The following is a 25,817-nucleotide window of genomic DNA, read 5'->3' as shown; positions in this document are numbered from 1 at the left end:
AGATATTCATGAGTATATACAGTCCTCTGTATAAATATTCATTCCGTGTCCACGAACGCCGTCGCCGACCCCGCCGGCGGCATCGACGACGGCGCACGGCCGCACGAACACACGAACAACACACGGAAAACGAAAGGCCGTACACGTCGTACGGCCTTCCGCATGCGCGCCTCCACGCCGGGCGGGCGCGCTCAGTTCTGCGTGGAGGCGACCTCGAGCAGCCACACGGAGCGGCGCTCCGCCATCGCATCGTCCACGCAGATGACGAGGACTGTGTCATCGCCGGCGATCGTGCCGAGGACGCCGCCTATCGGATGCTTGTCGATGACGCTCGCGACGTACTGCGCGGCGCCCGACGACGTGTGCACGACGATGAGGTTGCGCGCGGCGGCCACGGACGTCACGAGTCCGGACAGGATGCGCGTCATCTGCTGTTGCGAACGCTCGTCGCTGTCGAGGCCGGCGGCGGGGATCGGCTGGTCGTCGATCGTGTACGCCACCTTGCCGTCGGGCAGCCGCGTCTTCGTCGCATTCATCTCGTCGAGGTCGCGGCTGAGCGTCGCCTGCGTCACCTCGATCCCCTGATTCGCGAGGATCTCGGAGAGCTGCGACTGCGACGTGACCACGTGGTTGGCGAGCGCCTGCTCGATCGCGTTGAGACGCGCGGCACGGCTGGCTGGACGCTGCAGCGGCATCGTCGGATCCGTCATCAGACAAGCAGGCTTTCGTCGCCGCGCTGCTTGCCGATGAGCCACGTCAGCAGCGCCTTCTGCGCGTGCAGACGGTTCTCGGCTTCGTCCCAGACCACGGACTGCGGACCGTCGATGACGGCGGCGGTCACCTCCTTGCCGCGGTAGGCGGGCAGGCAATGCTGGAAAAGCGCATCCGGCTTGGCGAGCGCCATGAGCTCCTCGTTGACCTGATACGGCCAGAAGGGCTTCGAACGCACGGCATACTGGTCCTCCTCGCCCATCGACACCCACGTGTCGGTGAAGACGCAATCCGCGTCGCGTACCGCCTCCTGCGGATCGGTGGTCACAAGGATGCTGCCGCCCGTAGTGGCCGCGATCGCCTCGGCGTCCTGCACGATGGCGTCGTCGGGCAGGAATCCGTTCGGCCCCGCCACCCGTACGTGCATGCCGGCGACGGCGCCGGCGAGCAGGTAGGAGTTGGCCATGTTGTTAGCCGAGTCGCCGAGGTAGGCGATCGTCATGCCCTCGAGCGCGTCCACGCCTCCCCTGAACTGCGCGATCGTCAGGAAGTCGGCGAGCACCTGGCACGGATGGAATTCGTCGGTGAGCGCGTTGACCACGGGCACCGTCGCGACGCGCGCCATCTCCTCGATGCGCGACTGCTCGAAGGTGCGCCATACGAGTGCGTACGCCATGCGCGTGAGCACTTCGGTGGTGTCGCGAATCGGCTCGCCGCGGCCGAGCTGGGAGCCCGACTTGTCGATGACGAGCGGATAGCCGCCGAGTTCGGCGACGCCGATCGAGAAACTGGAACGCGTGCGCGTACTCGGCTTGTCGAACAGCACGGCGACGCCCTGCGGCCCTTCGAACGGACGATGATGGAACCTGTTCTCGCGGAACTTCATGCCGAGTTCGAGAATCTGCTTCTGCTCGTCATGGTTGACGTCGTCGTCGCGCAGCATGTGACGGAGCTGTCCCATGATGGCCTCCTTTTCCTTTTCTGTGTCTGTTGTGTTTCTTTTCTGTGTCTGTTGTGGTTGGTTGTTTGCGTGTTGGCGTTGTGGCCGGGCGGGGATTGCCGTTGCGTTACGGGCAGCGGATCGGACGATGATCGGCGATGCCGGCCCGCATGTTTACGGGCAGTCGTCGGTGGTCGCCTCCGGCTCCGTTACGGGCGGCGCCACCCGTAACGGCGTGGAGCGTCGTTCAGGGGTGGCATTACCTGTGATGGACGGCGCACCCGCCGGCAAACCACGGCCTTACAAGTCATCCGGAAATCGATCCTCGGGCAAGGACGGCATGTCTCCCGTAAGAGCCGGCGGATGCGGCAGGTGATGACACCCGTAGGCTTATGCCGCCGCGGCGGCGCGGCTCAGTCGTCCGGCAGGCCGTCGGGCAGCTGGGAAAGGATCGCCACCGCCTCGTTCACCTCCTGCTCGCTGACGACGAGCGGCGGCGCCAGACGGATGACGTCCGGAGCGCAGGCGTTGATGATGAGCCCATGCTCGAGCGCCCAGTCAACGGCGGCGTGCGCGCACGGACGCTTCAGCACGATCGCGTTGAGCAGGCCGCGTCCGCGCACCTGCCCGAACAACGGGTTGTCGGTGGCGCGCAGGTCGGCACGCAGCTGCTCGCCACGCACTTCGGCGCGCTGCACGAGCCCCTCGTCCTCGATCACGCCGATCGTCGCGAGCGCGGCGGCCGCGCCCAACGGGTTGCCGGCAAAGGTCGAGCCATGGGTTCCCGGCGAGAACAGCGAGGACAGCTCCTCACCGAAGCTGATCATGCCGCCCATCGGGAAGCCGCCGGCGACGCCCTTCGCGAAGGTGACGATGTTCGGCGTGACGCCGCCGAGGTCCTTGCGCTGGAACGCGAACCAGGATCCGGTGCGTCCGATGCCGGTCTGCACCTCGTCGACGATCATCAGCGCGCGCCGCTCGTCGCACAGCGCACGCACGCCGCGCACGTATGCGGCGTCGAGCGGCAGCACGCCCGCCTCGCCCTGCACGAGCTCCATGATGACCGCGGCCACGGGTCCCTTATCGGCTGCGTCGAAGGCCGCCCTCATCGCGTCGAGGTCGTTGGCGTCGACGAATTCGAAGTTCGGCACGAGCGGCTCGAAGGGCACGCGGATCGTGGGCTTCCAGGTCGCGGAGAGCGCGCCCATCGTGCGCCCGTGGAAGCCATGCGTCAACGCGATGATGCGGTACGGCTTGTCCGTGCCGAGTTCGTCGCACAGGCGCGCCCCGTGGAGCTTCGCCATCTTGAGCGCGGCCTCGTTGCCTTCGGCGCCCGAGTTGCCGAAGTAGACGTGAGATCCCTCCGGCGCGCCGGCGAGCGCGATGAGTTTCTGCGCGAGCCTGATCTGCGGGCGCGTCGCGAAGTAGTTGCTCACGTGCGCGACCTGCGCGGCCTGCGCGGCGACCGCCTCGATCCACTTCGGATGCGCGTAGCCGATCGAGTTGACGGCGATGCCCGCGAGGAAGTCGAGATATTCGTTGCCGTCGACGTCCCAGACGCGCACGCCCTGTCCGTGGTCGAGGACGCGCAGCGGCGTGCCGAAGACGTGCATGTGCACGTCGTTGTATTCGTCGAGCAGCCGCTTGTCCTCGGTCAGCGTGCCGCGCGTCGCGTCAACGGCCGCGTCCATGTCCGCGCCGCCGGTGACCGACGCCGTGTTCGTGTCATGCTCGGTTGTCATATGAGTTCCTCATTTCCAGTCCCTCGCCGGGTTCGACCATCGTGCCGATTCCGGCGCTTGTGAATACCTCGTTGAGTATCGAATGCGGCTTGCGGCCGTCGATGATATGCGCCTGCCGCACGCCTCCGTCGATGGCGCGGATGCACGCCTCCATCTTCGGGCGCATGCCGCTTTCGAGCTGCGGCAGCATGTCGCGCAGGTCCTCGGCGCCGATGCGGCCGATAAGCGAATCGCGGTTCGGCCAGTCGGCGTACAGGCCGTCGACGTCGGTGAGGATGATGAGCTTGTGCGCGCCCAGCGCGGTCGCGAGCGCGGCGGCCGCCGAGTCGGCGTTCACGTTGAGCACCTCCGTCGCGTCCTCCTCGTTCGGCGCGACCGACGAGACGACCGGTATGCGTCCCGAGTGGATGAGGTCGATGACGGCGGACGCGTCGACGCCGATGACGTCGCCGACCAGACCGATGTCGGTGGGCTTGCCGTCGATGATCGGCATGCGCTGCGTCGCCGAGAAGAGCGCTCCGTCCTCGCCTGACAGACCCACCGCGTACGGGCCGTGGGCGTTGATGAGGCCGACGAGTTCGCGTGACACCTTGCCGGTGAGCACCATGCGCACGACGTCCATCGCCTCGGGCGTCGTGACCCGCAGGCCGCCCTTGAACTCCGAATGGATGCCGAGCGCCTTGAGCATCTGCGAGATCTGAGGTCCGCCGCCGTGCACGATTACGGGATGCAGCCCCACCTGCCGCAGGAACACCATGTCGTCGGCGAAGCAGCTCTTGAGATGATCGTCGACCATCGCGTTGCCGCCGTATTTGATGACGACCGTCTTCCCGTAGAACTCCTCCAGCCACGGCAGCGCCTCGATGAGCACCTCGGCCTTCTGGTCCGGACGCAGATCCGTATGCACGTCCAGGTGGAATCCCGGACCTTTCAGTTGTTTCGTCATGATTCTTTATCGTTCTCCTGTTCTCGCGCCGTCGGCGGCCCATGCAGGCCGCGGCGGCCGCCGACCATCCCTTGCGAAGCGTGCCGTGGTCGCGCATCCGTGACGCATATGCGCACGGACCCGATGTTCTCCATCGTCCCATCCGCCTACAGGCGGCGCATCTCCTACGGGCAGCACGTTCATGTCGGACACCGTTGCACGTGCGTCGCATCCGCTTACGGGCGGCGCCGCACGCCACCCGCAATGGCCGACCGTTACGAATGTCCGCCGCCGCGCCGAGGGACGGTCACCCGTGACGAACATGGGCCGTGCCGCCCGTAACGACGGATGACGTCCCGTGGCCGTCTACCGGTCGGTCCGACCGTCGCCCGTAAGCGGCGCGGGCCGTCGACGAGCACGGTTCAGCTTTCGTAGTCGGCGTTGATGTGCACGTATTCATGGGTGAGGTCGTCGGTCCACACAGTGGCGGTGGCGCCCCCGATGTTGAGTCCGATGACGATGTCGACCTCGCGCGGCGTCATGTCGACTTCGCCGCGGTCGCGCCCCGGCTTGCCGCCGTCGCACACCCGCACCCCGTTGACGTCGACGGTCACCTGATCGGGATCGTAGGGCGCGACGCCCACCGGCACCGTGCCCAGCGAACTGACGATGCGCCCCCAGTTCGGGTCGTTGCCGCTGATCGCGCATTTGAGCAGGTTCGACGCGGCCACTGCACGCCCGCAGGCGAGCGCGGCGTCCTCGTCGGTGGCGCCTTCCACGGTGATCTTGATGTCGTGGCTCGCGCCCTCGCCGTCGCCGATGATCTGGCGGGCGAGCGCGGCGCAGCAGTCGGCGACGATCGCGTTGAACTCGTCCGCGTCCGGCGTGATGCCGGACGCACCGGACGCAAGCAGCAGCACGGTGTCGTTCGTGGACATGCAGCCGTCCACGTCGATGCGGTTGAACGACGTGTCGACGCCGGCGGCGAGTGCGACCCGTAACTGTTCGGGCGTGACGACGGCATCGGTCGTGATGACGCACAGCATCGTCGCGAGCTGCGGCGCGATCATGCCGGACCCTTTAACCATGCCCCCGATGCGGAACCCGTTCGAGCCCAGCCGCGTCACGGTCTTCGGCTTCGTATCCGTCGTCATGATCGCATGCGACGCGTCCTCGCCTGCCTGGACGGTGTCGTCAAGGGCGGCGAACGCGGCCTCGGCGCCGGCGAGCACGTTGCTTAACGGCAGCAGCTCGCCGATGAGCCCGGTGGAGCATACGGCCACGTCGTCCACGGGGCAGCCGAGCAGTTCACTCACTTTGCGCGCGGTCTTCGCCGACTGCTCGTAGCCTTCGACACCGGTGCAGGCGTTGGCGCCGCCGGAGTTGAGGATGACGGCGTCGAGGCGCCCGTCCTTGACCGCTTCGCGCGACCACTGCACCGGCGCCGCGCAGAATCGGTTCGTCGTGAAGACGCCGGCGGCGGCCTTGAGCGGACCGTCGTTCACGACGAGCGCGAGGTCCTTCTTCCCCGCGGTCGACGAGATGCCGGCGACCACGCCGGCGGCCGTGAATCCTTGTGCGAACGTTACGCTCATGGTGCCACTCCGATCTTGCTGAGTCCTGTTTCTTCATTGAGTCCGAACGCGAGGTTGAGCGATTGCACCGCCTGCCCCGCCGTCCCCCGGTTGAGGTTGTCGATCGCCGCGAACGCGTGCAGCGTACGGCTTCGTCGGTCGACCGCCACCTGCACGTGCGCGGCGTTCGAGCCGAGGACGTTCTGTGTCGCCGGCATCACGCCTTCGGGCAGCACGGACACGAACGGCTGCCCCGCATACGCCTTCGCCCACGCGGCGCGGATGCCGTCGTCGCCCATGTCGAGCGCCTTGTCGGTGAGTTTCGCACTCACCGACGCGAGGATGCCGCGCGACATCGGCACGAGCATCGGCGTGAACGCGAGCGTGAACTCGTTCGCCCCCTCGGCGCCGAGTCCCGCCGCGTGCGCGAGGTTCTGCAGGATCTCGGGGATGTGGCGATGCGTGCCCCCGACCGAGTACGGCGTCGCCGAGTTGAGCGCCTCCGAGGCGAGCAGATTCGTGCGTTTGAGGCTTTTGCCCGCCCCCGAATAGCCGACGGCCAGATCGGCGACGATAGTGTGCGGCACGATGAGGTTCTCGGCGACCGCCGGCTGCATCGCGAGCGTCGTGGCCGTGACGTTGCAGCCGGGGCCGGCGATGCGCCGTGCCCCCGTCCTTACGGGCTGAGTCTCGCTTACGGGCTGCGCATCGCCTGCCGCAGCGGCGCCGCTGATGACGTCACGCTGCCGCAGGTACCGCCCGTTGGCGTCCTTGCCCAGGATCAGCTCGGGCATGCCGTAGGTCCAATGCTCGTAGAACGCGCCGCCGTAGTAGTCGTCCCATGCCTGCCGCATCTCCAGACGATGGTCGGCGCCCAGATCGACGACGGTCGCCGACTCGTCGAGCTGCGCGGCGAGGGCGCCCGATGCGCCGTGCGGCAACGCCAGGATGATGACGTCGTGGCCGTTGAGCGCTTCGGCCGTCGTGTCGGCGATGGTCAGGTCGGCCAATTGCGGGATGTGCGGCTGGTAGACGCCGAGCTTCTCGCCGACCGACGAGTGTCCCGCGACGGTCGTCACTTCGAAATCCGGATGGGTCGCGAGAATGCGCAGCGCCTCCCCACCCGCATAGCCGGTCGCACCCGCGACCGCGACGGTGTACTTCGTCATTCCCGTTGCCTTCCTTCCCGACCCCGCCGGGGCCGTGTCGTCAGTGTTCTCCGTTGGTCGCCGATCATCCGCCGCGTGCCGTGCACCGGCGGCGGGCGATGACTCCGCGCCCCGTTTGCGCCGCCCGTTTCCTTACGGGCGGCGCAAGCAGACGTCCGCACGTCCATGCATTTTCGTCTACGGGCGGCAGCCCATCGCCTCCGCATCCGGCGGCCAATTCCTTACGGGCGGCATCCGCGACGGGGACGCGCCGCCCGAATCGGAACACCGCACGGCTTACCGGCGGCGGCAGATCGTCATGCGAATGCATGCGGGTGCGCGGCCAGAGCCGGGGACGGCCCCGCTCACACGCATGCCACCGGTAACGGCAGGGGCCATCATCCGAGCATCCGGTGCGACCAACGTTTTAGTTATACAGACGACGATACACTTTATGCAGTACATTGCATAATTATGCATTCATAATCGAGCGGGAGCACCGCATCCTCCCCTGCGCCTCCGGCACCAGCGAAAACGACCACCCGTAAGCACAGCCGGTCGGCGAGAGCCCGGAGAGGACCCGGGTCGATCCGGCACGACCGCCCGTAAGCGCGTCCATCCGGTTGGCGGTCTTCCAGATATCCCACGGACGCTGCCCATGGATGCAACCTATAAGCCATATGAGCGACGGCACATGGCGACGGCGACCTCGTGACGATATGTGACGGCTCGCGACGCCGCATCCGCCGTGCACCGCCACGCGTCCACGCGGCGCGGGCTAGGCCACGCGCCCCCAAGCGGGAAGCATCGTCCGCAGCTCACGGTCGGCGATCGCCTCGAGCGGGATCACGTCATCGGTCGGATATCGCACGCCGGTGCGTTCCTCGAGAGCGTATGCGACGCGTCTGGCCATCCACGCGCGCGCATCCGGCGTCGCCATGTCGACGCGAGTCACCTGCACGTACCGCCAGCCGGAACACTCGATCTTCGCACGGCGTATGCGGTCCTGCTCCAGCTGGCCGAGATGATGCGCGCCGTCGTACTCGCAGATGACGCCGGCGTCGACGAACACCAGGTCGCCGCGCACGACGGTGCCGTCGTCCAATATGATCGACGGATTGGCGACGGGCTCCGGCAACCCGCGTTTCCTGAGTTCCAGCGACAGGCGCGCCTCCTGCGGCGACTCCATGTTCCCCCGCAGCAGGGCGATGGCGCGCCGAGCCTTTTTCACGCCGCGGGGCGCGCGCTTCCTGCCGAGGGCGTGCAGCTTGCCCAGCTTCTCCATCCGTGTGACGAACACGTCGAAATCCTCGATCGTGACCGGGTCGTGCGCGACGCGGCGCATGAGCAGGCAGTCGCCGAGTGTCACGAGTTCCTCCAGCGAAAGAAAGCGGGCGAGCATGAACCACGTGCACACGACGCTCACGCATCGTATGCCGGGCATCGGTTCGACGATCTGCAACGGGATGTTCATATGGTAGAATCGCGCGCCGCACAATCGGGTGCGCGCGTTGCGGCGCGGCGCGAGAACGCACAGGTCGTCGCCGCCGACCGTGTCCCCGTACCGCTGCAGCGTGTGCGGCAGCGGCACCCCCTGCAGCCTCAGCGCAGTGAAGCCGCCGAACAGCAGATCACGGCTGACCCTCGAGAGGGCGTCCATGCATCGCGTGATCTCGTGCGCCTGCAGCTCCATGAGCCGCATGCGCATCGGCAACAGGTTCGGCGGCGCGCCCTCGCGGAGCCTGCGCTCGCACTCGTCTTCGTATCCGGTCGGCCCATACGCCGACCCATCCATCTGCGTTTCCATGCATCGACGGTACGGACGCGCCATGAGCCGTGTCCATCCGGACGGGGGCATGTGACCGGATGGGCGTGTCGTCGGCGTGTCGACGGCGTGTCGACGGCGTGTCGACGGCGTGTCGATGTGGATAACTTCCTCCAGGGCGCCTTTTCCTCCCGATCTGCGCCGTTTTCCTTGTTCGCCTTGCGCGGCATCGCGAACGTCGTCGCCGGGAATCGGCGCACATTTGCGTCACATTCCCATCGCGGACGTCACATCGCTACCGGACGCGTCGCCCGTAGATGAAGGCGAAGGCGTCGACGTCGGCGTACCGGTAGGCGTCGGCGAGGAGCCGTCCACGGTGCCGCTCAGTCCCAGCATATGCAGCATGTCGTTGAAGACGTCCTGGGTGGAGACGCCGTTGATCATCATCCAGATCATCGCGATCGAGTAGATGACGTTGATGATGACCGCAGTCAGGGCAAAGCCGAAGCCCCTCATCCTCATCAGCTTCGTGCGGTACATCCCGAAGGCGCCCAGCAGCGCCGGCAGGAAGGGCACCGGCAACAGCAGCGACAGCGCGAACGCGATGATCGAGCTCATGTCCCACCGGCCGTAGTACACGTTCTGTTTGGGGTCGTCGAGATCGATGCCCTGCACATAGCGAGGCAGCTTCCCGCGATTGTCGGCGCCGTAGTTGCGCCGGTCGCCGAAGGGTGCGTTCGGGTCGACGTTCCGTCCCGGCTGCGGCGCGCCGGACGACTGCCCGTAGCCCGCGGCGGGCGGCATGGCCATCGGGTTCGGCGTACGCAGCTGCGCGCGGCGCTGCGCGAGGCGGATCTCCTCGTCACGGGCCTCACGCTCGATCTGTTCGTGCGTCTCCCCGTTTTCCGGACGCCCGAAGATGTACGGGTCGTAGTCCGGCGGGAACTGGTTGTCCATCGCGCCGTACGCAAGGCCGTTCGGTTTTCCCTCCACCGGCATGTCGGTCTTCAGGATGGCCTGTGACACCTCCGATTCCGGAATGTCCGCCGCGCTCTTGTCCTTCGAATCGACTGGCGTCGGCGCCATGGCATCCTGCATGGACGACGCGGCATGACGCCCCGCGTCGGGCTCGGCCGCCGATGCATACGCATCGGGATGCGATGCGGTCGGCACGACGTTCGCATCACGCTCGGATGCGCCCTGTGGCTTGTTCTGTTCCGGTTCGCTCATCTCATGTCCTTACCGGGCGTCGATCACGACGTCCGTTCCTGCGTTGCCCTGACGTATGTGATGCCGTCGATGCCGAGTCCTCTTACGGGTGGAGACGTCTCGCGGCGGCGACCATCCGCCAGCCGCACACGGCCGCCTTCCACGTCGCAGAACCGCCCGCGACAACCGGCCCGGCCTTACGGGCGGCAGCCGTTTGCGGGCTTCTGCGCCGTCCGCCGCGGCGGCCCGCCATCGGCGATGGCGCGGCGTTTCGGCTTGTGTGGGCACGCGAACGACGTTCATCGTTATACACGCTACCAGTAAAAGAAAACGCCTACGTGACGTGCTGCCCGTAAGCGCAATCGCCGATCATTGGCCGCCGATCATTGACCGCCCATGGAACAGCCGCCCGTAAACGCGGATGCCGCACACCGTCCATGCGAGTGCGGCATCCAGTAAGAAAACGGCGAATAATGGCGTCGCCCGCGCGATTGCGGGAGACCGCCGCCGGTAAGGTCGCGATGGGCGTCCCTCGAAGAACGCCGGCGTTCGCCGCCCGTACGTTTGCGCACGACGGGCGCCGGCCGTGCATGTCGCGAACAGTCGCCACCTATAAGGAGGCCCCCATAGGACGAACGAGCGCGCCTGCCATGCGCAACGTTTGCGCACGCCGCATACCGCCCGTAAGCATGGATGCCGCCTGTAGGCGCATCGAGCGCCATCGACTTCGACGCCGCAGCCCGTAAGAGTGACGACGCCAAGACGGGAGACGGGGGCCGGCGCCGCATCGGCATCGGCGCCGGTTTCCCGCCTCGGGTGCTTACGCGCGCAGCTGCGCGCCGAGCGTCGCCGCGCGTTCGACGATCCTCGCGCGGATCGCTTCGCTGTCCTCGCTCGTGAGCGTGCGGTCCGGCGCGCGGAAGGTCACCGCGTACGCGAGCGACTTCCTGCCCTCGCCGAGCTGGTCGCCTTCGTAGACGTCGAACAGCTCGATCGATTCGAGGACGTCGCCGGCGGCCTGACGGATCGCCTCCTCGAGCTCGTGCGCGGTCAGCGAATCCGGCATCGTGAACGCGAGATCCTGCTTGACCGGCGGGAACGTCGAAATCGGCTTGGCCTGCACCGGCTTGTCGCTCAGCGTCGCGAACAGCGCGGTCAGATCGATCTCGAAGGCGGCCGTGTGATGCGGGAAGCCGAGCTCGCCGTCGACCTTCGGATGCAGCTCGCCGACGAAACCGACGGTCTCTCCCGCCGCGACGATGCGCGCGGCGCGGCCGGGATGCCACTGCGTCGGCACGTCCTCGGCCTTCGGCTGATCGAGCACGACGTCGGCGCCGAGGCGCTTCGCGACGCGGCGCGCCGCCTCGACGGCGTCGCTCCAGTCGACGGCGCGCCTGTCGCCGAGCCATCCATCGTCCTCGGCGAGCCCGGTCATGATCGCGGCCACGTGCAGCGGCTGCTCGGGCAGGCCCGCATCGAGCGCGGCGAGCTGCTCGTCGGTCGGCTTGACGGCGCCCGGAAGCGCGGGGATAGCCGGGGCGTCCGGGTCGGCGAGATAGACATGGCCGATCTCGTAGCAGCTCACGTTCTCGATGCCCCGACGCAGGTTCCGGCGCACCGTCTGCGCGAGCGTGAGCAGCAGCTCGCGGCGCAGGAACGGACGGTCGTCGGCGAGCGGGTTCACGATCTGCACGCTCACCGGCCCGACCTGATCGGCGTCGATCATGAACGCCTTGTAGTCGGCGGGACCGACGAACGGGTAGCTGAGCGTCTCCACGAGCCCGTACTCGGCGAGCCCGTCGGCGACCTCGCGCTTGCGCCTTTGGTCGGCGGTGAGTCCGACATGACCTTCGACCGGCGCATGCGGCACGCGCGTCGGGATGCGGTCGTAGCCGTAGATGCGCGCGATCTCCTCGACGAGGTCGCATGCCTCGGCCAGGTCGGGACGCCACGACGGCGGCGTCACCGTGAACTCGCCGTTGCCGCCTCCGCCGACGGCGCAGCCGATGTCGGTGAGGATGCCGTTGATCTCGTTGAGGTCGAGGTCGAGGCCGGCCAGACGCTTCACCTCGTTCGCCTTGAAGACAATCGGCGTGCGCCGCGGCGTCGTGTCGACGTCCTGCGGCGTCGGCGACGGCGTCGCCTCGCCGTACTGCTCCAGCAGCCCGGCCGCCATCTGCGCGGCCGCCGGCTGCAGCTTGTCGTCGACGCCGCGTTCGAAGCGCCGCGACGCCTCGGAGGGGATCTTGTGGCGGCGCGCCGAACGCGCGATCGTGATCGGGTCGAAGTGCGCGGCCTCGAGCAGGATGTTCGTCGTCTCGTCGGTCACCTCGCCGTACATGCCGCCCATGACGCCGGCGATGCCGAGGATGCGCGAACCCTGCTGCCCGTTGGGCGAATCGGTGATGAGCAGGTCCTCGGGGTCGAGGTCGTGCTCCTTGCCGTCGAGCGTCGTGAGCTTCTCGCCGGCCTTCGCACGGCGCACAACGATCGGCCCCTCGATCTTGTCGAGGTCGTAGGCGTGCATCGGCTGCCCCAGATCGAGCATGACGTAGTTCGTGACATCCACCGGCAGCGACAGCGAGCGCATGCCGGCGCGAGTGAGCCTGCGGCGCATCCAGTTCGGCGTCGCGCTGCCCGGCTGGTAGCCGCGCACGGCGCGCGCGTAGTAGCGATTGCAGCCGACGACGCCGTGGATCGGGTTGTCGTCGTCGATGATGACGTCGATGTCGCGCGTCTCGTCCTCGGCGTCCTCGACGTGCGGGACACGTTCGTCGAGCGCGGCGACCGGATCGGTGAACTTCGCGCCGGTCGAGTTGTGGAACTCGCGCGCGATGCCGCGGTAGGAGAACGCGTAGCCGCGGTCGGGCGTCACGTTGATCTCGAGGATCGGCTGGTCGAGGTGCAGCAGGCGCATCGCGTCGTCGCCGGGTTTGAGCGCGTCGTACTCCTCGGGCGTGAAGCCGTAGTCGCGCAGCAGGATGATGCCGTCGTGGCTGTCGCCGAGTCCGAGCTCGCGCTCCGACGCGCACATGCCGTCGGAGATGTGGCCGTAGGTCTTGCGCGGCTCGATCCTGAAGTCGCCGGGCAGCACGGCGCCGGGCAGTGTGACGACGACCTTCTCGCCCGCCTTCATGTTGGGCGCGCCGCACACGATGCCGCGCGGCACCTTGTTGCCGTCCTCGTCGACGTCGTTGTACTCGTCGCCGACGTCGACGTGGCACCAGTTGATCGTCTTGCCGTTCTTCTGCGGCTCGGGCGTCGCGTCGACGACGTAGCCGACGACGATCGGGCCGGTCAGCTGCGAGGTGTGGATCTCCTCCTCCTCGAGCCCGACGCGCACCAGGTCCTTCGCGAGCTGCTCGTAGGTCAGGCCCTGGGGGACCTCGACGTCGTCGCGCAGCCAGTCAATATCTACCATTGGCATTGGGTATCACTCCCCCATCACAAACTGTTCGCTGAAACGCACGTCGCCTTCGACGAGGTCGTGCATGTCGTTGATATCGTGGCGCAGCAGCAGCGTGCGCTCCACGCCGACGCCGAACGCGAATCCGGTGTAGTCGTCCGGGTCGATGCCGGCCGAACGCAGCACGTTCGGGTTGACCATGCCGCAGCCGCCCCATTCGATCCAGCCCGGGCCGCCCTTCTTGTCGGGGAACCACAGGTCGATCTCGGCACTCGGCTCGGTGAACGGGAAGTAGCTCGGGCGCAGGCGGCTCTTCGCCTCCGGGCCGAACATCGCGACGGCGAGCTTGTCGAGCACGCCCTTGAGGTCGGCCATCGTCAGGTCCTTGTCGACGGCGAGCGCCTCGACCTGGTGGAAGACCGGCGTGTGCGTCGCGTCGAGCTCGTCGGTGCGGAACACGCGTCCCGGGCAGGCGATGTACAGCGGGACGCCGTGGCCGATCAGGCCGCGGACCTGGTCGGAGGAGGTCTGCGTGCGCAGGATCATGTTCGAACCGACGAAGCCCGCGGCGTCCTTGGCCTGACTGCCCTTGACGTAGAAGGTGTCCTGCATCTGGCGCGCCGGATGGTCGGGGCCGAAGTTGAGCGCGTCGAAGTCGAACCATTCGGTCTCGACCTCCGGGCCGTCGGAGATCTGCCAGCCCATGCCGACGAAGAAGTCCTCGATGTCCTCCATGAGCTTGGGCAGCGGATGGCGCGCGCCGAGCGGCTTGCGGCGTACGGGCAGCGTCATGTCGACCGTCTCGGAGGCGAGTTCGGCGGCCTCCTCGGCGGCCTTGACCTCGGCCTCCTTCGTGCCGTACGCGCGGCCGAAGTCGGCGCGCAGCTTGCCCATGAGCTTGCCGGCCTCCTTCTTCTGATCCTTGTCGAGCGAGCCGATCGCCTTGCTGGCGAGCGTCATCGCCGACTGCGCGCCGGCGTACTTGCTGCGGATGGCCTTGAGAGTCTCCATGCTGGAGGCTTGTTCGATTGCGGCGATGCCTTCGGCGACGGCTTGCTGCACCGCATCGGCATCGAATTGCGTGTTCCCTGCCACGAGTTACCTTTCATCAACAGGCGTCTTTTGGCGCGAAATCGCGTCATTCCAACGTTTTAACGACTTCACATTCTTTCAATACGACTCGACATAGCCAACGTCATCAGCATGACCGCCGCGCTCGTGCCGAGGTTGAGCGACTCCGCCTTCCCGTAGATCGGAATCGAACAGACGACGTCGGCGCGCGACAGCAGCGCGTCGTCGAGTCCGCGCGCCTCATTGCCGAAGAGGACGGCCTTCGCCCCGTCCTGCCCGTCCCCCTGCCGAACGAGGTCGGGAAGGCCTACGGGCGGCATGCCCTCCGTTCCGTACACGTCGGCCGCGATGACGGTCGCCTTGCGGGCGTCGCACATCGCGAAGAACGCGTCCTCGTCCATGCGCATCACCGGCAGATGGAAAAGAGAGCCGGTCGTCGCGCGGATGACCTTCGGATTGAACACGTCGACGCAGTCGCCGACGAGGACGACGGCGTCGCATCCGGCGGCGTCGGCGCTGCGGATGACGGTGCCCGCGTTGCCGGGGTCGCGCACCTGCCAGAACGCGGCGATGAACGGACGCGGCGTCTCGGGCGGTGCCGACAGCCGTTCGCGGCACCGTTCGAGGTCGCCGACCGCGAACACGCCCTGCGCGTCCCGGCTCACATGGTCGATGACGTTACGGGTGGCTTTGTGCACATAGACGCCCTCGCCCATCGCGAGTCCCGCGAGGGACGCGACGGTCGCGTTCGCGAACGCCGCGTCAGGGGCGTCCCCGTCCGCGGCGACGTACAGGTCGCGCACGACGTCGGGCTGCCAGGTGAGCGCTTCGCGCACCGCCTGCGGCCCCTCGATGATGAACCGCCCGCTTCGCTCCCTGTGCTTACGGGATGCAAGCTCGCCGAGCCTACGCACGCGTTCGGATCTCGTGTTCGTGATTACATGGTTGTCGATCGGCATACCCGCCACACTACCGTGATACCCCGTCCTGTCCGCAGCCGGACGCATGCCTCGGTAGCACCCGCCGCCGCGTATGACCCACTACGGGCGGCGGCATCCTTTTCTTCCTGATTCCTGCTGATCCTTACGGGCGGCAGCACCCCCTACGCATCCGCCCCTTCCTCATGCCGTCCCAAAGCGACTCGAGCGCAGCCCGTAGCGCATGCACCACAGATGACGTATGCCCTTACCGGTAGCCTGTAGGACGCTGGCAACGCGCAGGCCGGTAACGTGATGACCGGCGACGACGGGGAAGCGTCGCAGGACGCGCCCGCCGGTGCGGCGCCACGAAGCACTGTCAGCCAATTCACAGAAAGATTTCAGAAAACAGTCGGCACCGATTCGGCATTATCCCAGCGATTCATTCGCCCGGACTCAACTTGGGTCTTTACGCTGTCGGCATACGACATCCGTCGGCATACCAATCCAGATCAATGAACCATTGAAGGACGACCATGTTCATCATCACCAACGCGCTGAGGAACATCACCCGCAACAAGGGGCGCAGCGCGCTCATGATCATCATCGTCGCGATCGTCACCGCGGCGGCCACCATCGGACTCGCCATCGTGCAGGCGGCGCAGCGGGCGCGAACGGATGCGCTCGCGAACACGACGATCTCGGCGCAGATCACGCTCGACCGCAGCGCGCTGATGAGCGGAACACGTTCGGACGGCGCCGACGGCAAGCCGGACATGGACGCGATGCGCGAGGCCGTGGCCGGCAAGACGATGACGCTCGCCGACTACGAACAGTACGCCAAGGAGTCATACGGCGTCGCATCGTCGTATTACATCGAGACGGCGTCCGTCGCCGCCACGGACGGCGGCATCGATGCGGTCGACTCAAACGGCGGCGTCATCACCGAACATGCGGATTCCGACCAGACGTCCGACGCGGAGGACGATGCGTCATCGGACGGCGGCGCCTCGGCACCGCAGGACCTTCCGCAGACGCCTCAGGAAGGCAAGGGCATGGGCGCCGGCGGCGCACGGATGACGGTCGGCGACTTCTCACTCGTAGGATTCTCCAGCGACGAGGCCATCGCGAACGCGCCGAACGGCGTCTTCACGATGGATGACGGGCAGGTCTTCGGCTACGGCACGGCCGACGACGGCGACGTCATCATCTCCGACACGCTCGCACAGGCGAACGACGTCAAGGTCGGCGATTCGATCACGGTCGCGAACGTCGCCGACGAGGACACGACGTACACGTTCAAGGTCGTGGGCGTCTACAGCAACTCAAGCGACGCGTCGACGCCGATGGGCGGCCCGATGGCGTCGACGGCGAGCGACCCGGCGAACGCGATCTACACATCCGTCTCCACGCTCGACAAGCTCGGGCTCACCCCCGACAAGACGGTCGACGTGACCGACGCACACGGCAACGCCCGTCAGACGCAGGCGGCGACGCTCAGCTACACCTATGTGTTCGACGGCAAATCCAATTACGACGAGTTCGTGCGCGACGTGAAGGCGGCGGGGCTCGGCGACGAATACACGGTCACCTCGCAGGACGTGCAACAATACGAATCGAGCCTGCTGCCGATAGAGAACCTCGCGAAGTTCGCGAGGACGCTGCTCATCGTGGTGCTGACGGTGGGCGCCGTGGTACTCGTCGTGCTGACGATATTCAACATCCGCGAGCGCAAATACGAGATCGGCGTGCTCACGGCGATCGGCGTGAAGAAGGTCAAGGTCGCGGCGCAGTACGCGGTGGAGCTGCTCGCCGTGACGCTCATCGGACTAGCGGTGGGAGTGGGTGCCGGGGCGGCCGCATCGGTACCGGTGTCGAACGCGCTGCTTTCCTCCCAGGTCGAGGCGCAGCACACGCAAATCGCCCAGCAGCGCGAGCAGTTCGGCCGAGACATGCAGGCGGCCCCCGGGCAGCGTCCGGGCGCCGGCGCCACGAGCGACGCGACCTCCGGCGACGCTCCGGACAACGGGCAGCAGCAGGTCGGCGAGCATAAGGACGCCGGCAGCGCTTCGCAGGCGATCGCGAAGCTCAACGCGACCGTCAACTGGGCCACGCTCGGATGGATGCTCCTCGTCGGGCTCGGCCTGACGTTACTGGCGGCACTGGTCGCCGCGGTGTTCGTCATGCGATACGAACCGCTGCAGATCCTGGCCGACCGTTCATGACGCCGCGTCTCGACGCCATCCGCGACCGGACCCCCACCGCCGTCCAGGCCGGCGCCTTCCGGCCCGCCGGCGTCCGGCGGCGTGCCGACGGCGCCGTTACCGGCAGCATGCACAGCGGTGCCGCCGGCAGCGCCACTCCCCCGGATGCGCCGGCGGTGGCGACCGCGCTATGGCGGCAGCGGTTTGCCGTGCTTCCGGCGGCCGCTGCCGGTAGCACATCCATCATCCGCAGCGGACGCCGTCGACGGCGTCCGCATCCGTCAATCATCACTCACATATCGAACGCATATCGAATCCGAAGGAGCACATCATGACGAAGGCACCCGTAGAGCAGACGAACGCGGCGCACGACGAGGCCGCCGCCCGTAACCCGGTACTCGTCCTGGACGACGTGAGCTACGCCTACGCGAAAGGCGGCCGAAACGTCATCAGCCACATCAGCACATCGTTCCGCAGCGGCGAAGTGACGTCGATCGTCGGCCCGTCGGGAGCCGGCAAGACGACGCTGTTGTCGCTGATCAGCGGACTGACCACCCCGACCGGGGGCGCCGTGCTCTTCGATGGCCGCGATCTGGCGACGATGGACCGCTACCGCTACCGCAGCCGCGACATCGGCGTCATCTTCCAGAGCTTCAACCTGCTGCCGCAGCTCACCGTGCTGGAGAACATCATGCTGACGATGGACGCTTCCGGCAAGCGCTTCGACCGCCCGAAGAAGGAGATCGCGCTCGATCTGCTCAGGCAGGTGCATCTTCCCGAACGATACGCGGGCGAACGCATCCTGCATCTGTCCGGCGGAGAGCAGCAGCGCGTGGCGATCGCCCGCGCGCTGAGCGACGACCCGCATGTCATCATCGCCGACGAACCGACCGGCAATCTCGACGGTGCGACGCAGGCGGACATCATGAGGATCTTCACCGACCTGGCGCACAAGGACGGCCGCTGCGTCATCATCGTCACGCACAGCCCGCAGATCGCCGCGCAATCGGATACGGTGTTCAAGCTCAATCCGCAGCCGCGCTGAACGATCCGCCAAAGTGCGCTTACCGGCGGTGCCCATCCATTGCCGCCGCCGGTAAGCGATCCGCACCCTCGTCGCTTACGGCGGCAGACCGGACCAGCCGCTACCGGTAGCGCCGTGGTACGCCGGCACGACGGTTCCGTCCGACGAATCGATCCCCCGGAGACCGTTCAGTTGCCCATGAACGAGAAGGTCCCGGCGAGCCCCGCGCACACCAGCGCGATCGTCGGCAGCGCCGCGCAGCCGATAAGGAACCACCAGTCGCGCGCGTGCACCTCGCTCACACGCGCATGGCTGCGCGGGGCGCCCCCGCCGAAACCGCGCGCCTGCATCGCCGTCGCGAGCGTCGTCGACCTGCGGATGGACAGCACGAGCAGCGCGAACGCCTGCGGGAAGAACGCGGCGAACCTGTTGTCGTCGCCGAGTCCACGCGAACGTCTCGACGCCGTGAGCGCCGTCCAATCATCCTGAAGCACCGAGAACAGCCGCATCCCCGCCAATCCGCCGTAGACGAAACGATCGGGCAGATGGAGCAGCTCGCTGAACCCGTCAGCCAGATCGGTCGCGTCGATGCCGAGCACTGCGATGATAGCCGGAATGCCGATCGCGAGGATGCGCAGCGCCGTGGCGAGCGCCAGCTGGGCGGAACGATCGGTGACGGCGATCCATCCCCACTGCCACCAGACGTCGCCGCCCTGCTTGCCGTACAGCAGCACGGCGAGCGCCGAACCCGGCGCGCCGATGAAGATTGGCCACGTCGACCGGATCACGCGCCACGGCGTGAAGCCGATGGCCATCAGCACGAGGAATTCCGCGACGAGCGCGACCGTGGCCGAGACCCAATCGAGGCTGAGCAGCAGCGGCAGCGATGCCAGGAACGCGCCGCCGAGCCGGAACACCGGGTTGAGCGACGCCAGATACGGCGAACGGCTCGCCGGCCGGATGCGATCGCGCCGTTCATTGACCGCGCTCACCCGCACGACCTGCTCGCCGTGCATCGCCGCATCCGCCGAAGCCGTCGTCCCGTTGTTACGGGCGACACGGTCTTCTGTACGGTCTTCTGTCTCCAGCGACGTCTGCGCCGCCTGCGAATCCGTCGTCTTCCGGTTACGGGCGGCATCCTCCATGCCGCTACCGGTAGCATCGTCCGCCGTGATATCGCCGGCGCCGAGTGTGGGGGCGCCGGCGGCGACGAGTTCGACGACGCGCGCGCCGAGCGCGGTCACCAGTTCGCGGTCGTGCGTCACGACGATGATGCTCACGCCGTCGCCGCGCAGACCCAGGATGAGACGCACGATCTGCATCCATGTGCGCCTGTCCTGCCCAAAGGTCGGCTCGTCGAGGATGAGCACCTTCGGCGCGGCGGCAAGCGCGGCGGCCACGGTGAGCCGCCGTTTCTCGCCGCCCGAGAGCGTGTACGGGTTCACGTCCGCGTACCGCGCGAGGTGGAACCGCCCGAGCAGCTCCCGTGCACGCGCCCGCGCCGTCTCCTCGTCGACGCCGGTGCGCCGCGGGCCAAGCATGACCTCGTCGAGAACGCTCGAACACGCGAACTGGTGCTCCGGATTCTGGAACACGTATGAGATGCGCGACGCGAGCTCCGTCGAGCTCCAGTCGATCGGCCACGCGCCGCGCGCCCCCTCGGCGAGCGCCGCTCCGGCCACGACGCGCCCGACGACCGGCTCGAGCAGTCCCGCGAGCGTGAGCGACAACGTCGATTTGCCGGCGCCGTTCGCGCCCACGAGCGCCGTGATCTGCCCGGGTCGGAACGACATGCCGATGTGTTCGGCGATGGCGTCGCCGTTCCTGCCGATGCCGAGGTCGTCGGTGCCCAGCACGACGTCGCCGCGGCCGCTCGCGGGATCGCACCCGGGTTCGCCGTCGACGTGCATCCGCTCGATCTCGTCGCCACGCCGCCGGTAGCGTTGGGGCACCCAGATGCCGAGTTCGGCGAAATCGATCGTGTCGTCGCCGAAGACCTCGTCCGGCGTGCCGTCCGCGATGACGACCGTGTTGCGGAAGCCGTCGCGCGCGATCTCGTCGTCGTATCCCTCCTGATTGACGGCGCGCTCGTCGTCGTCCCTCTCGAGTCCGAGCACGACGACGCGGTCGATGAGTTCAATCCAGCGGTCCGCGCGATGCTCGACGAGCATCATCGTGCATCCGGTACGCTCGAGCACGTCCCGTACGGCGCCGACGATCTGCACGACGCCGTCGGGGTCGAGGTTCGCCGTCGGCTCGTCGAGCAGCAGCACCTTCGGTTCCATCGCGAGCGCGCCGGCGAGTGCGAGGCGCTGCATCTGTCCCCCCGACAGATGCATGACGGAGCGGTCGAGCTGTAGTCCTCCGAGTCCGACTGCGGCGAGCGACCCGTCGACGCGCTCCCATATCTCGTCCCGTGGCACATCGAGGTTCTCCGGACCGAACGCCACATTGTCGCCGATCCGCTGAAAGATCGCCTGCGCGTCCGGGTCCTGGAGCACGAGTCCGACCGCACCGCGCGCGCGGTGCACCTCGATCCCGTCGATGTCGATGGCGCCTTCGGTGACGCCGCCGTCCGCGTCCATGACCGGCTCGTCGCCGTCGTGTTCGGCGAGCGTGGCCGCGTCCTCGTCGCCGAGCAGTCCCGCGGCTCCTTCGAGTATCGTCGATTTGCCGATTCCCGACGCTCCGAGCAGCAGCACATGCTCGCCCGCCTCAATCGTCAGGTCGAGGCCTCGCACGGCGAATCGTTCACGTGACGCGTGGCGGTATCCCCACTTGCGCATGCGCAGCGTGCCGCCGCGCCGGACGTCGTGTTCCGCTCCGCTTGCGCGAGCGTCCGGACGCGTCGCCGACGTGGTCGTGTGTTCGTTTGTCTGGGGCACTGGAATCGTTTCCTTTGTCTAACTCGTTGTGCGCTCGCGGCCGCCGACATGCGCCGACGAGCGCCGCCCATAACGTTACCGGCCGCACTCGTCGGCACGTCGGACGCCCGCATCGGCCCGCTGCGGGCGTCCGACGTATCAATCGCCATGCCGGTCGCCACACCGATCGTCACGGGTGGTATCGTGTCGCCCGCCGCGCGCCGTCATGCTACGGGTCGCGCAACGCGTGGCGTCGCGCGGCGCGTCGTCTGCGTTACCGGAGGCACGTCGCCGCGGCGTCCATCGCTTACGGGCGGCGCTCTCCGATACGCCACCCGTAAGCGATGCGGGAAGACAATGCTCGCCATCGTCGCCGCGTCCCGTCCGCCCCTCGCCCATCGTCCGATGCTCATCGCATGTCGTACACCCCGCGACCTTACGGGCGGCATCCCCCGATGCGCTGCCCGTAAGCGTTGGAGCACGGCGGGTACGGCATATCCCCTCCGCATCCAGTACGTCGGCGGCACCCTCCGATGTGCCGCCCGTAACGACGGGGATTGATTTCGTCTCGACCGATACGACGGGCGTGCGGCGTCCGTGTCCGCCGCAGGGGACGCTACCTGGCGAGCGTCGCCTTCTTCGCGCGGCGGATCCGGCGTCCTGATTCGAAGTTGTCGAGGGCGCCCGTCTTCGCGATCGCGATATAGAGGTACCACATCGCGACGCCGGCGATCAGCGCGCCGGAGACCACGGTCGCCAACAGATAGACGACGCCGTACGTCTTTCCCACATCGATCGCCTGCAGGTTCGTGAGGAATGAATACGCCCAGCAGCCGACTGCGCTCAACGCGCCCGAAAGCACCATCGTGCCGAGGTTCCATTTGCGGTAGCGGAACACCGCGAAGGCGATCTCGGCGCCCAGACCCTGGGCGAAGGCGATGAGGAATGTGCCGACGCCGCCCCACATGTTGCCCATGAGCGCCTCGAGCACGCCGGCGACGATCTCCGCATACAGCGCCGCACCCGGCTTGCGCACGATGATTGCCGCCAGAGGGCCGGCGAACAGCCACAGCCCGTTGATGACGCCGGCGAGCCCCGGCACGACGGCCTCGAGGAACCCCCACGGGGCCGCGGAGAAGCAGGCGACCAGCCAGTAGATCAGCGCGGACGCGACGCCTATGACGGAAGCCACGGCGATGTCGACGACTCGCCATTTCATATTCGGTTTCGCTTCGATGACGGAAGCAGACATGACTTGTGCCTTTCTTGTCTCGCCATGACGATGGTCGTCATGGATGTTCAGGCACGGGAGATCTACGACGTCCGTGCGCCGGCATTGTCCGGATTCACGTTCAATCGGTCGAGGTTCACCCTCTCTCAGCCGGCGCCCGCGCGATACGTCATCGCGCGGGCGTCAGCCCCCGTGTCGCCCAAGAGTCTATTGCGACCCGACGACCGTGGACTGCTCCGCCGCCCCGCCGCGCACGACGGCGTCCGCATGACGCCGACGACCGCCGCGGCGACTATAGTCGTGCTCAGTATCGTATGATCTTATGGGCGGCATGGCGTGCAGCCACATGCCACGCCCGAGGGAAGGCCGATATGCAGTTCATCATCGTGGACAACGACCCGCGCGCCGCGGATAGCATCACAGGATTCATCAGGTCCGCCTATCCACAGGCGATCATCCATCAGCTGCGCGGCACCGAGCAGGACATCATCGAGGAATGCGACGTCGCGGACCTCGTCGTGATGGACATGCAGCTGTTCGAGGAATCAGGTCCCGAGCTGTGCGCGAGACTGCGCAGGATCAACGGGCGTACGCCCGTGCTCGGCATGACCTGCTTCCCGAAGGCCTGCTACGACGAGCAGTTCAGAGAGGCGGGCGGCCAGGCGCTTGTGCATAAGGAGGAGCTCAGCACGCTGCTGACGATGATCGGCCTGCTGCTGCACGGGGGCGCCGAGCCGGGCTACCTGCCAACGGACGCGGCGCGGCGCGCCGTGCTCGCACGCGACGCCCGACCGGACGCGACGGCCGACGACATGACGGACGCGCTGACGCCGACCGAACGCAACGTATACCGTCTCATGGGCGAATACGGCAACGATCCGACGCAGATCGCAGCGCAGCTCGGCATCAGACCGTCGACGGTGCGCACCCACATCCGCGCGATACGCCGCAAACTCGACCTGCCGACGACGAAGGACCTCATGCGTCTGCTGCTGCGACGCCGCAACCGGTAGCATCTGCCGGCAGCCGACCGACGCCCACGGCGCCCGACCGCCATCGCGCGCCGCCGTTCAGACGCGCGCGCCAACCGTCATCCCCACCGACGGCTCGCCACACGTCGTCGACCATCCCATATGCGCGCACACCGCACTCGGGCGTGACGAACGACCGTAGAGTGCGCATTGCCGCCGGCGCCCGATGGGCGATGCGACGCATCCGCGCCGCTTACCCGTGGCATTGCCGGTGCCGCATGCGACGATCACTCGAATCCGCGTTACCCGTAAGATTCCGACTGCTGCCCGTAAGGATGCGCACGCACCGCCCGTAAGGCTGCGCGCGGGCCGCCCATAAGGCGCGCATTCGGGAATCAACGATGCTTGAACAGTCTGAAGAGCTGCGACTGCCGCACCGTGACGCCGGCCGCCACGGCCGCGACGACCGCTGCGGCCGCCGCCGCCAGCGGCGCCCTGCACGCGGCCTGCACGACCGTCTGCGCATCGGACGGCGACGTCCGCACGCAATAGGCGCATATCAGCGCGCAGGAGCTCACGGCGCCCAACGCCGACCAGACGAGCGCCTCCGCCCCTATGCCCAATAGCTGCGCGCCCTTGGACTGGCCCGAATGCAGCGCGCCGGCATATTCCAGACGTCTGCGCTGCACGGCATAGACGCCGATCGCCGCACCGCACAACGCGGCGAGCATCGGCGACCATCGGGTGACGCGCGCGACATACGCCGCATGCGGGTCGTATTGCGCGTCGAATCCCTTGTTCACGCCGATGACCGCCGCCTGCATGCTACGGCCGTCGGCGACCAATGTGGAGTACAGCAGATCGCTCACCTCCTGCGAACGCGGCCATTGCCTCACCCAGCATTCGTCGAATCCCTTCCCCAAAGCCTGCCGAGGGATCAGGAACGTGTACGAGAACCGTGTGTCGCGCCCGTCATTGGGCCATGCATACACCTGTGCGATGTCCATGGCGCCCTGGCTGGTCTGCACATGGCTCCCTGCGCTCATCCCGAAGTCACGCGCCACGTCTTCGGGGATCCACACGCCGGAGAAATCCACCGACGCGATGTGCGGATCGTTGGACGCGATGAGCTCAAGCATCCCCGGGCTGACTTCGAACGACTGCAAAGCCTTGCCCGGCGTGGACAGCAATGCGATCTCCGCGCCGGCGTCCACGGCTCCCGCATGCATGCCCGTGCTTGCGGCGCCCTGCGGCAGACCATCGCATGCCGCACCGTCCACGCCGCCGTCCGTGGCGACCATGTCGGCGTCGGCCAGCGCGTCCACGCGCGCCTGCGCCTCATGCTGCATCATGATGATGTCGTATGCCTCATAGCCGCCGAACAATGCGCCGCATAGCATGACGGCGAGGCACAGGACGACGGCATGCGCCGTGCCGGAACCGATGTTGCGCATGGCTTCGGATAGCACCGAACGGATCCTCATGCCTCCTGCACCCCCTCCCCTTCACGTGGCGCATAATGCGCCAGATCGATGATGCGACCGCAGGCGTCCCGGGTATCGGGGTCATGCGTGGCGACGAGCACGATCATGCCCTGACCGGCCAGATTGCCGAGCACATGGCTCACCGAGTGCGCGGTGCGGGTGTCCAATTGGGCGGTCGGCTCGTCCACGAGCAGCATGTCCGGATGCGAGCACACGGCCCGGGCGAGCATGAGGCGCTGCGCCTCGCCGCCGGAAAGGTCGCTGAACCGGCGGTCCGCGGCGTATTCCAGGTCGAACAACCCCATCGCCTCCAACGCCTGCGGTTCGGCTTGACTGCGGGTCATCCCCTTGGCGAGCAGCGGGAAGACCGCATGGTCCAGCGCGCTGCGGTCGGCCACGCCGTACGGGTTCTGGAACACCCAGCCGGTGCGTATGATTCCCTCACGCCTGACCTGACCGGCGTACGGCCGCTCCCAACCGGCCAATATGGACAGCAGCGTGGATTTGCCGCAGCCCGACGGCCCGCATATGGCCACCGTGCTTCCCGGCTGCACGGTGAAACTCAGATGTTCGAACAGCAGATCGGTGCCGGGAAAACGATGCGCCAGATCCTCCACAATCAATCGCATGA

Annotated in this window: 18 protein-coding genes; 3 read left to right on the top strand and 15 right to left on the bottom strand. The window is 67.3% G+C overall.

Annotated elements, in window-relative coordinates:
- Positions 1-191: 191 nt before the first annotated feature.
- The 11 genes from D2E22_RS05100 to D2E22_RS05050 all read right to left on the bottom strand — a co-directional run bounded on the left by D2E22_RS05100 (position 192) and on the right by D2E22_RS05050 (position 15,450).
- Positions 192-710 carry an arginine repressor gene (locus D2E22_RS05100; RefSeq protein ID WP_126032026.1) on the bottom strand — a complete coding sequence of 173 codons (519 nt, stop codon included), beginning with the start codon at positions 708-710 and terminating at the stop codon, positions 192-194.
- Positions 710-1,675, bottom strand: coding sequence for an ornithine carbamoyltransferase (argF, locus tag D2E22_RS05095; protein WP_126032025.1), 966 nt, complete (start codon positions 1,673-1,675; stop codon positions 710-712). The genes D2E22_RS05100 and argF overlap by 1 nt, the downstream gene beginning before the upstream one ends.
- A gap of 389 nt (positions 1,676-2,064) precedes the next feature.
- Entirely contained in the window at positions 2,065-3,342 is a 1,278-nt protein-coding gene (locus D2E22_RS05090) for an acetylornithine transaminase (protein WP_126032116.1), read from the bottom strand.
- Between the two features lie 34 nt (positions 3,343-3,376).
- Positions 3,377-4,339 carry an acetylglutamate kinase gene (gene argB, locus D2E22_RS05085; RefSeq protein WP_126032024.1) on the bottom strand — a complete coding sequence of 321 codons (963 nt, stop codon included), beginning with the start codon at positions 4,337-4,339 and terminating at the stop codon, positions 3,377-3,379.
- A 401-nt stretch (positions 4,340-4,740) separates the two neighbouring features.
- Positions 4,741-5,913: a bifunctional glutamate N-acetyltransferase/amino-acid acetyltransferase ArgJ gene (gene argJ / locus D2E22_RS05080; RefSeq protein ID WP_126032023.1), complete on the bottom strand. Its 1,173-nt coding sequence runs from the start codon at positions 5,911-5,913 to the stop codon at positions 4,741-4,743.
- Positions 5,910-7,061 (bottom strand): N-acetyl-gamma-glutamyl-phosphate reductase, encoded by a 1,152-nt coding sequence (locus D2E22_RS05075; protein WP_126032022.1) that lies wholly within the window; start codon positions 7,059-7,061, stop codon positions 5,910-5,912. Before D2E22_RS05075 ends, argJ begins: the two co-directional genes overlap by 4 nt.
- A 757-nt stretch (positions 7,062-7,818) precedes the next feature.
- Positions 7,819-8,847 carry a hypothetical protein gene (locus D2E22_RS05070; protein ID WP_126032021.1) on the bottom strand — a complete coding sequence of 343 codons (1,029 nt, stop codon included), beginning with the start codon at positions 8,845-8,847 and terminating at the stop codon, positions 7,819-7,821.
- Positions 8,848-9,072: 225 nt separating this feature from the next.
- Positions 9,073-10,035: a hypothetical protein gene (locus D2E22_RS05065; RefSeq protein WP_126032020.1), complete on the bottom strand. Its 963-nt coding sequence runs from the start codon at positions 10,033-10,035 to the stop codon at positions 9,073-9,075.
- A 799-nt stretch (positions 10,036-10,834) separates the two neighbouring features.
- Complete coding sequence (pheT, locus tag D2E22_RS05060) at positions 10,835-13,441, bottom strand: phenylalanine--tRNA ligase subunit beta (protein ID WP_126032019.1); 2,607 nt, start codon at positions 13,439-13,441, stop codon at positions 10,835-10,837.
- Between the two features lie 6 nt (positions 13,442-13,447).
- The gene (gene pheS / locus D2E22_RS05055; protein WP_126032018.1) at positions 13,448-14,515 is read right to left on the bottom strand and encodes a phenylalanine--tRNA ligase subunit alpha; all 1,068 of its coding nucleotides are present in this window, start codon (positions 14,513-14,515) and stop codon (positions 13,448-13,450) included.
- A gap of 65 nt (positions 14,516-14,580) precedes the next feature.
- On the bottom strand, positions 14,581-15,450 hold the full coding sequence (locus D2E22_RS05050) for a TrmH family RNA methyltransferase (RefSeq protein ID WP_126032017.1): 870 nt from the start codon (positions 15,448-15,450) through the stop codon (positions 14,581-14,583).
- Positions 15,451-15,944: 494 nt separating this feature from the next.
- Here D2E22_RS05050 and D2E22_RS05045 point away from each other — a divergent pair, with 494 nt between their 5' ends.
- Positions 15,945-17,633 (top strand): ABC transporter permease, encoded by a 1,689-nt coding sequence (locus D2E22_RS05045; RefSeq protein WP_126032016.1) that lies wholly within the window; start codon positions 15,945-15,947, stop codon positions 17,631-17,633.
- A gap of 310 nt (positions 17,634-17,943) precedes the next feature.
- Positions 17,944-18,657 (top strand): ABC transporter ATP-binding protein, encoded by a 714-nt coding sequence (locus D2E22_RS05040; protein WP_126032015.1) that lies wholly within the window; start codon positions 17,944-17,946, stop codon positions 18,655-18,657.
- A gap of 167 nt (positions 18,658-18,824) precedes the next feature.
- Here the strand turns inward: D2E22_RS05040 and D2E22_RS05035 are convergent, their stop codons facing one another.
- Together D2E22_RS05035 and D2E22_RS05030 are read right to left on the bottom strand one after the other, a co-directional pair.
- Positions 18,825-21,422, bottom strand: a complete 2,598-nt coding sequence (locus tag D2E22_RS05035) for an ATP-binding cassette domain-containing protein (protein ID WP_126032115.1) — start codon at positions 21,420-21,422, stop codon at positions 18,825-18,827.
- Positions 21,423-22,116: 694 nt separating this feature from the next.
- Entirely contained in the window at positions 22,117-22,752 is a 636-nt protein-coding gene (locus tag D2E22_RS05030) for an ECF transporter S component (RefSeq protein WP_126032014.1), read from the bottom strand.
- A 350-nt stretch (positions 22,753-23,102) separates the two neighbouring features.
- On the opposite strand from D2E22_RS05030, the gene D2E22_RS05025 reads away from it, so the two are divergent.
- Positions 23,103-23,744 carry a response regulator transcription factor gene (locus D2E22_RS05025; protein WP_164518424.1) on the top strand — a complete coding sequence of 214 codons (642 nt, stop codon included), beginning with the start codon at positions 23,103-23,105 and terminating at the stop codon, positions 23,742-23,744.
- 353 nt (positions 23,745-24,097) lie between these two features.
- Here the strand turns inward: D2E22_RS05025 and D2E22_RS05020 are convergent, their stop codons facing one another.
- Both D2E22_RS05020 and D2E22_RS05015 read right to left on the bottom strand, forming a co-directional pair.
- Positions 24,098-25,171, bottom strand: coding sequence for a hypothetical protein (locus tag D2E22_RS05020; RefSeq protein WP_241218190.1), 1,074 nt, complete (start codon positions 25,169-25,171; stop codon positions 24,098-24,100).
- An 11-nt stretch (positions 25,172-25,182) separates the two neighbouring features.
- Positions 25,183-25,815, bottom strand: a complete 633-nt coding sequence (locus tag D2E22_RS05015; protein WP_126032011.1) for an ATP-binding cassette domain-containing protein — start codon at positions 25,813-25,815, stop codon at positions 25,183-25,185.
- Positions 25,816-25,817: the final 2 nt, after the last annotated feature.

Source organism: Bifidobacterium castoris, from assembly GCF_003952025.1.
In the GTDB taxonomy this organism is placed as follows: domain Bacteria; phylum Actinomycetota; class Actinomycetes; order Actinomycetales; family Bifidobacteriaceae; genus Bifidobacterium; species Bifidobacterium castoris.
Note: the sequence above shows the minus strand (reverse complement) of the source record. Positions and strands in the feature narration are given on the sequence as shown.

Excerpts from the sequence above, each read along its gene's own strand:
- D2E22_RS05075 (WP_126032022.1), bottom strand. The coding sequence starts at position 7,061 with ATGACGAAGTACACCGTCGCGGTCGCGGGTGCGACCGGCTATGCGGGT.
- pheT (WP_126032019.1), bottom strand. The coding sequence starts at position 13,441 with ATGCCAATGGTAGATATTGACTGGCTGCGCGACGACGTCGAGGTCCCC.
- argJ (WP_126032023.1), bottom strand. The coding sequence starts at position 5,913 with ATGAGCGTAACGTTCGCACAAGGATTCACGGCCGCCGGCGTGGTCGCC.
- D2E22_RS05030 (WP_126032014.1), bottom strand. The coding sequence starts at position 22,752 with ATGTCTGCTTCCGTCATCGAAGCGAAACCGAATATGAAATGGCGAGTC.
- D2E22_RS05070 (WP_126032021.1), bottom strand. The coding sequence starts at position 8,847 with ATGGAAACGCAGATGGATGGGTCGGCGTATGGGCCGACCGGATACGAA.
- D2E22_RS05045 (WP_126032016.1), top strand. The coding sequence starts at position 15,945 with ATGTTCATCATCACCAACGCGCTGAGGAACATCACCCGCAACAAGGGG.
- D2E22_RS05025 (WP_164518424.1), top strand. The coding sequence starts at position 23,103 with ATGCAGTTCATCATCGTGGACAACGACCCGCGCGCCGCGGATAGCATC.
- D2E22_RS05040 (WP_126032015.1), top strand. The coding sequence starts at position 17,944 with ATGACGAAGGCACCCGTAGAGCAGACGAACGCGGCGCACGACGAGGCC.
- argB (WP_126032024.1), bottom strand. The coding sequence starts at position 4,339 with ATGACGAAACAACTGAAAGGTCCGGGATTCCACCTGGACGTGCATACG.
- D2E22_RS05065 (WP_126032020.1), bottom strand. The coding sequence starts at position 10,035 with ATGAGCGAACCGGAACAGAACAAGCCACAGGGCGCATCCGAGCGTGAT.
- D2E22_RS05100 (WP_126032026.1), bottom strand. The coding sequence starts at position 710 with ATGACGGATCCGACGATGCCGCTGCAGCGTCCAGCCAGCCGTGCCGCG.
- D2E22_RS05035 (WP_126032115.1), bottom strand. The coding sequence starts at position 21,422 with ATGCGCAAGTGGGGATACCGCCACGCGTCACGTGAACGATTCGCCGTG.
- D2E22_RS05050 (WP_126032017.1), bottom strand. The coding sequence starts at position 15,450 with ATGCCGATCGACAACCATGTAATCACGAACACGAGATCCGAACGCGTG.
- D2E22_RS05015 (WP_126032011.1), bottom strand. The coding sequence starts at position 25,815 with ATGCGATTGATTGTGGAGGATCTGGCGCATCGTTTTCCCGGCACCGAT.
- D2E22_RS05090 (WP_126032116.1), bottom strand. The coding sequence starts at position 3,342 with ATGGACGCGGCCGTTGACGCGACGCGCGGCACGCTGACCGAGGACAAG.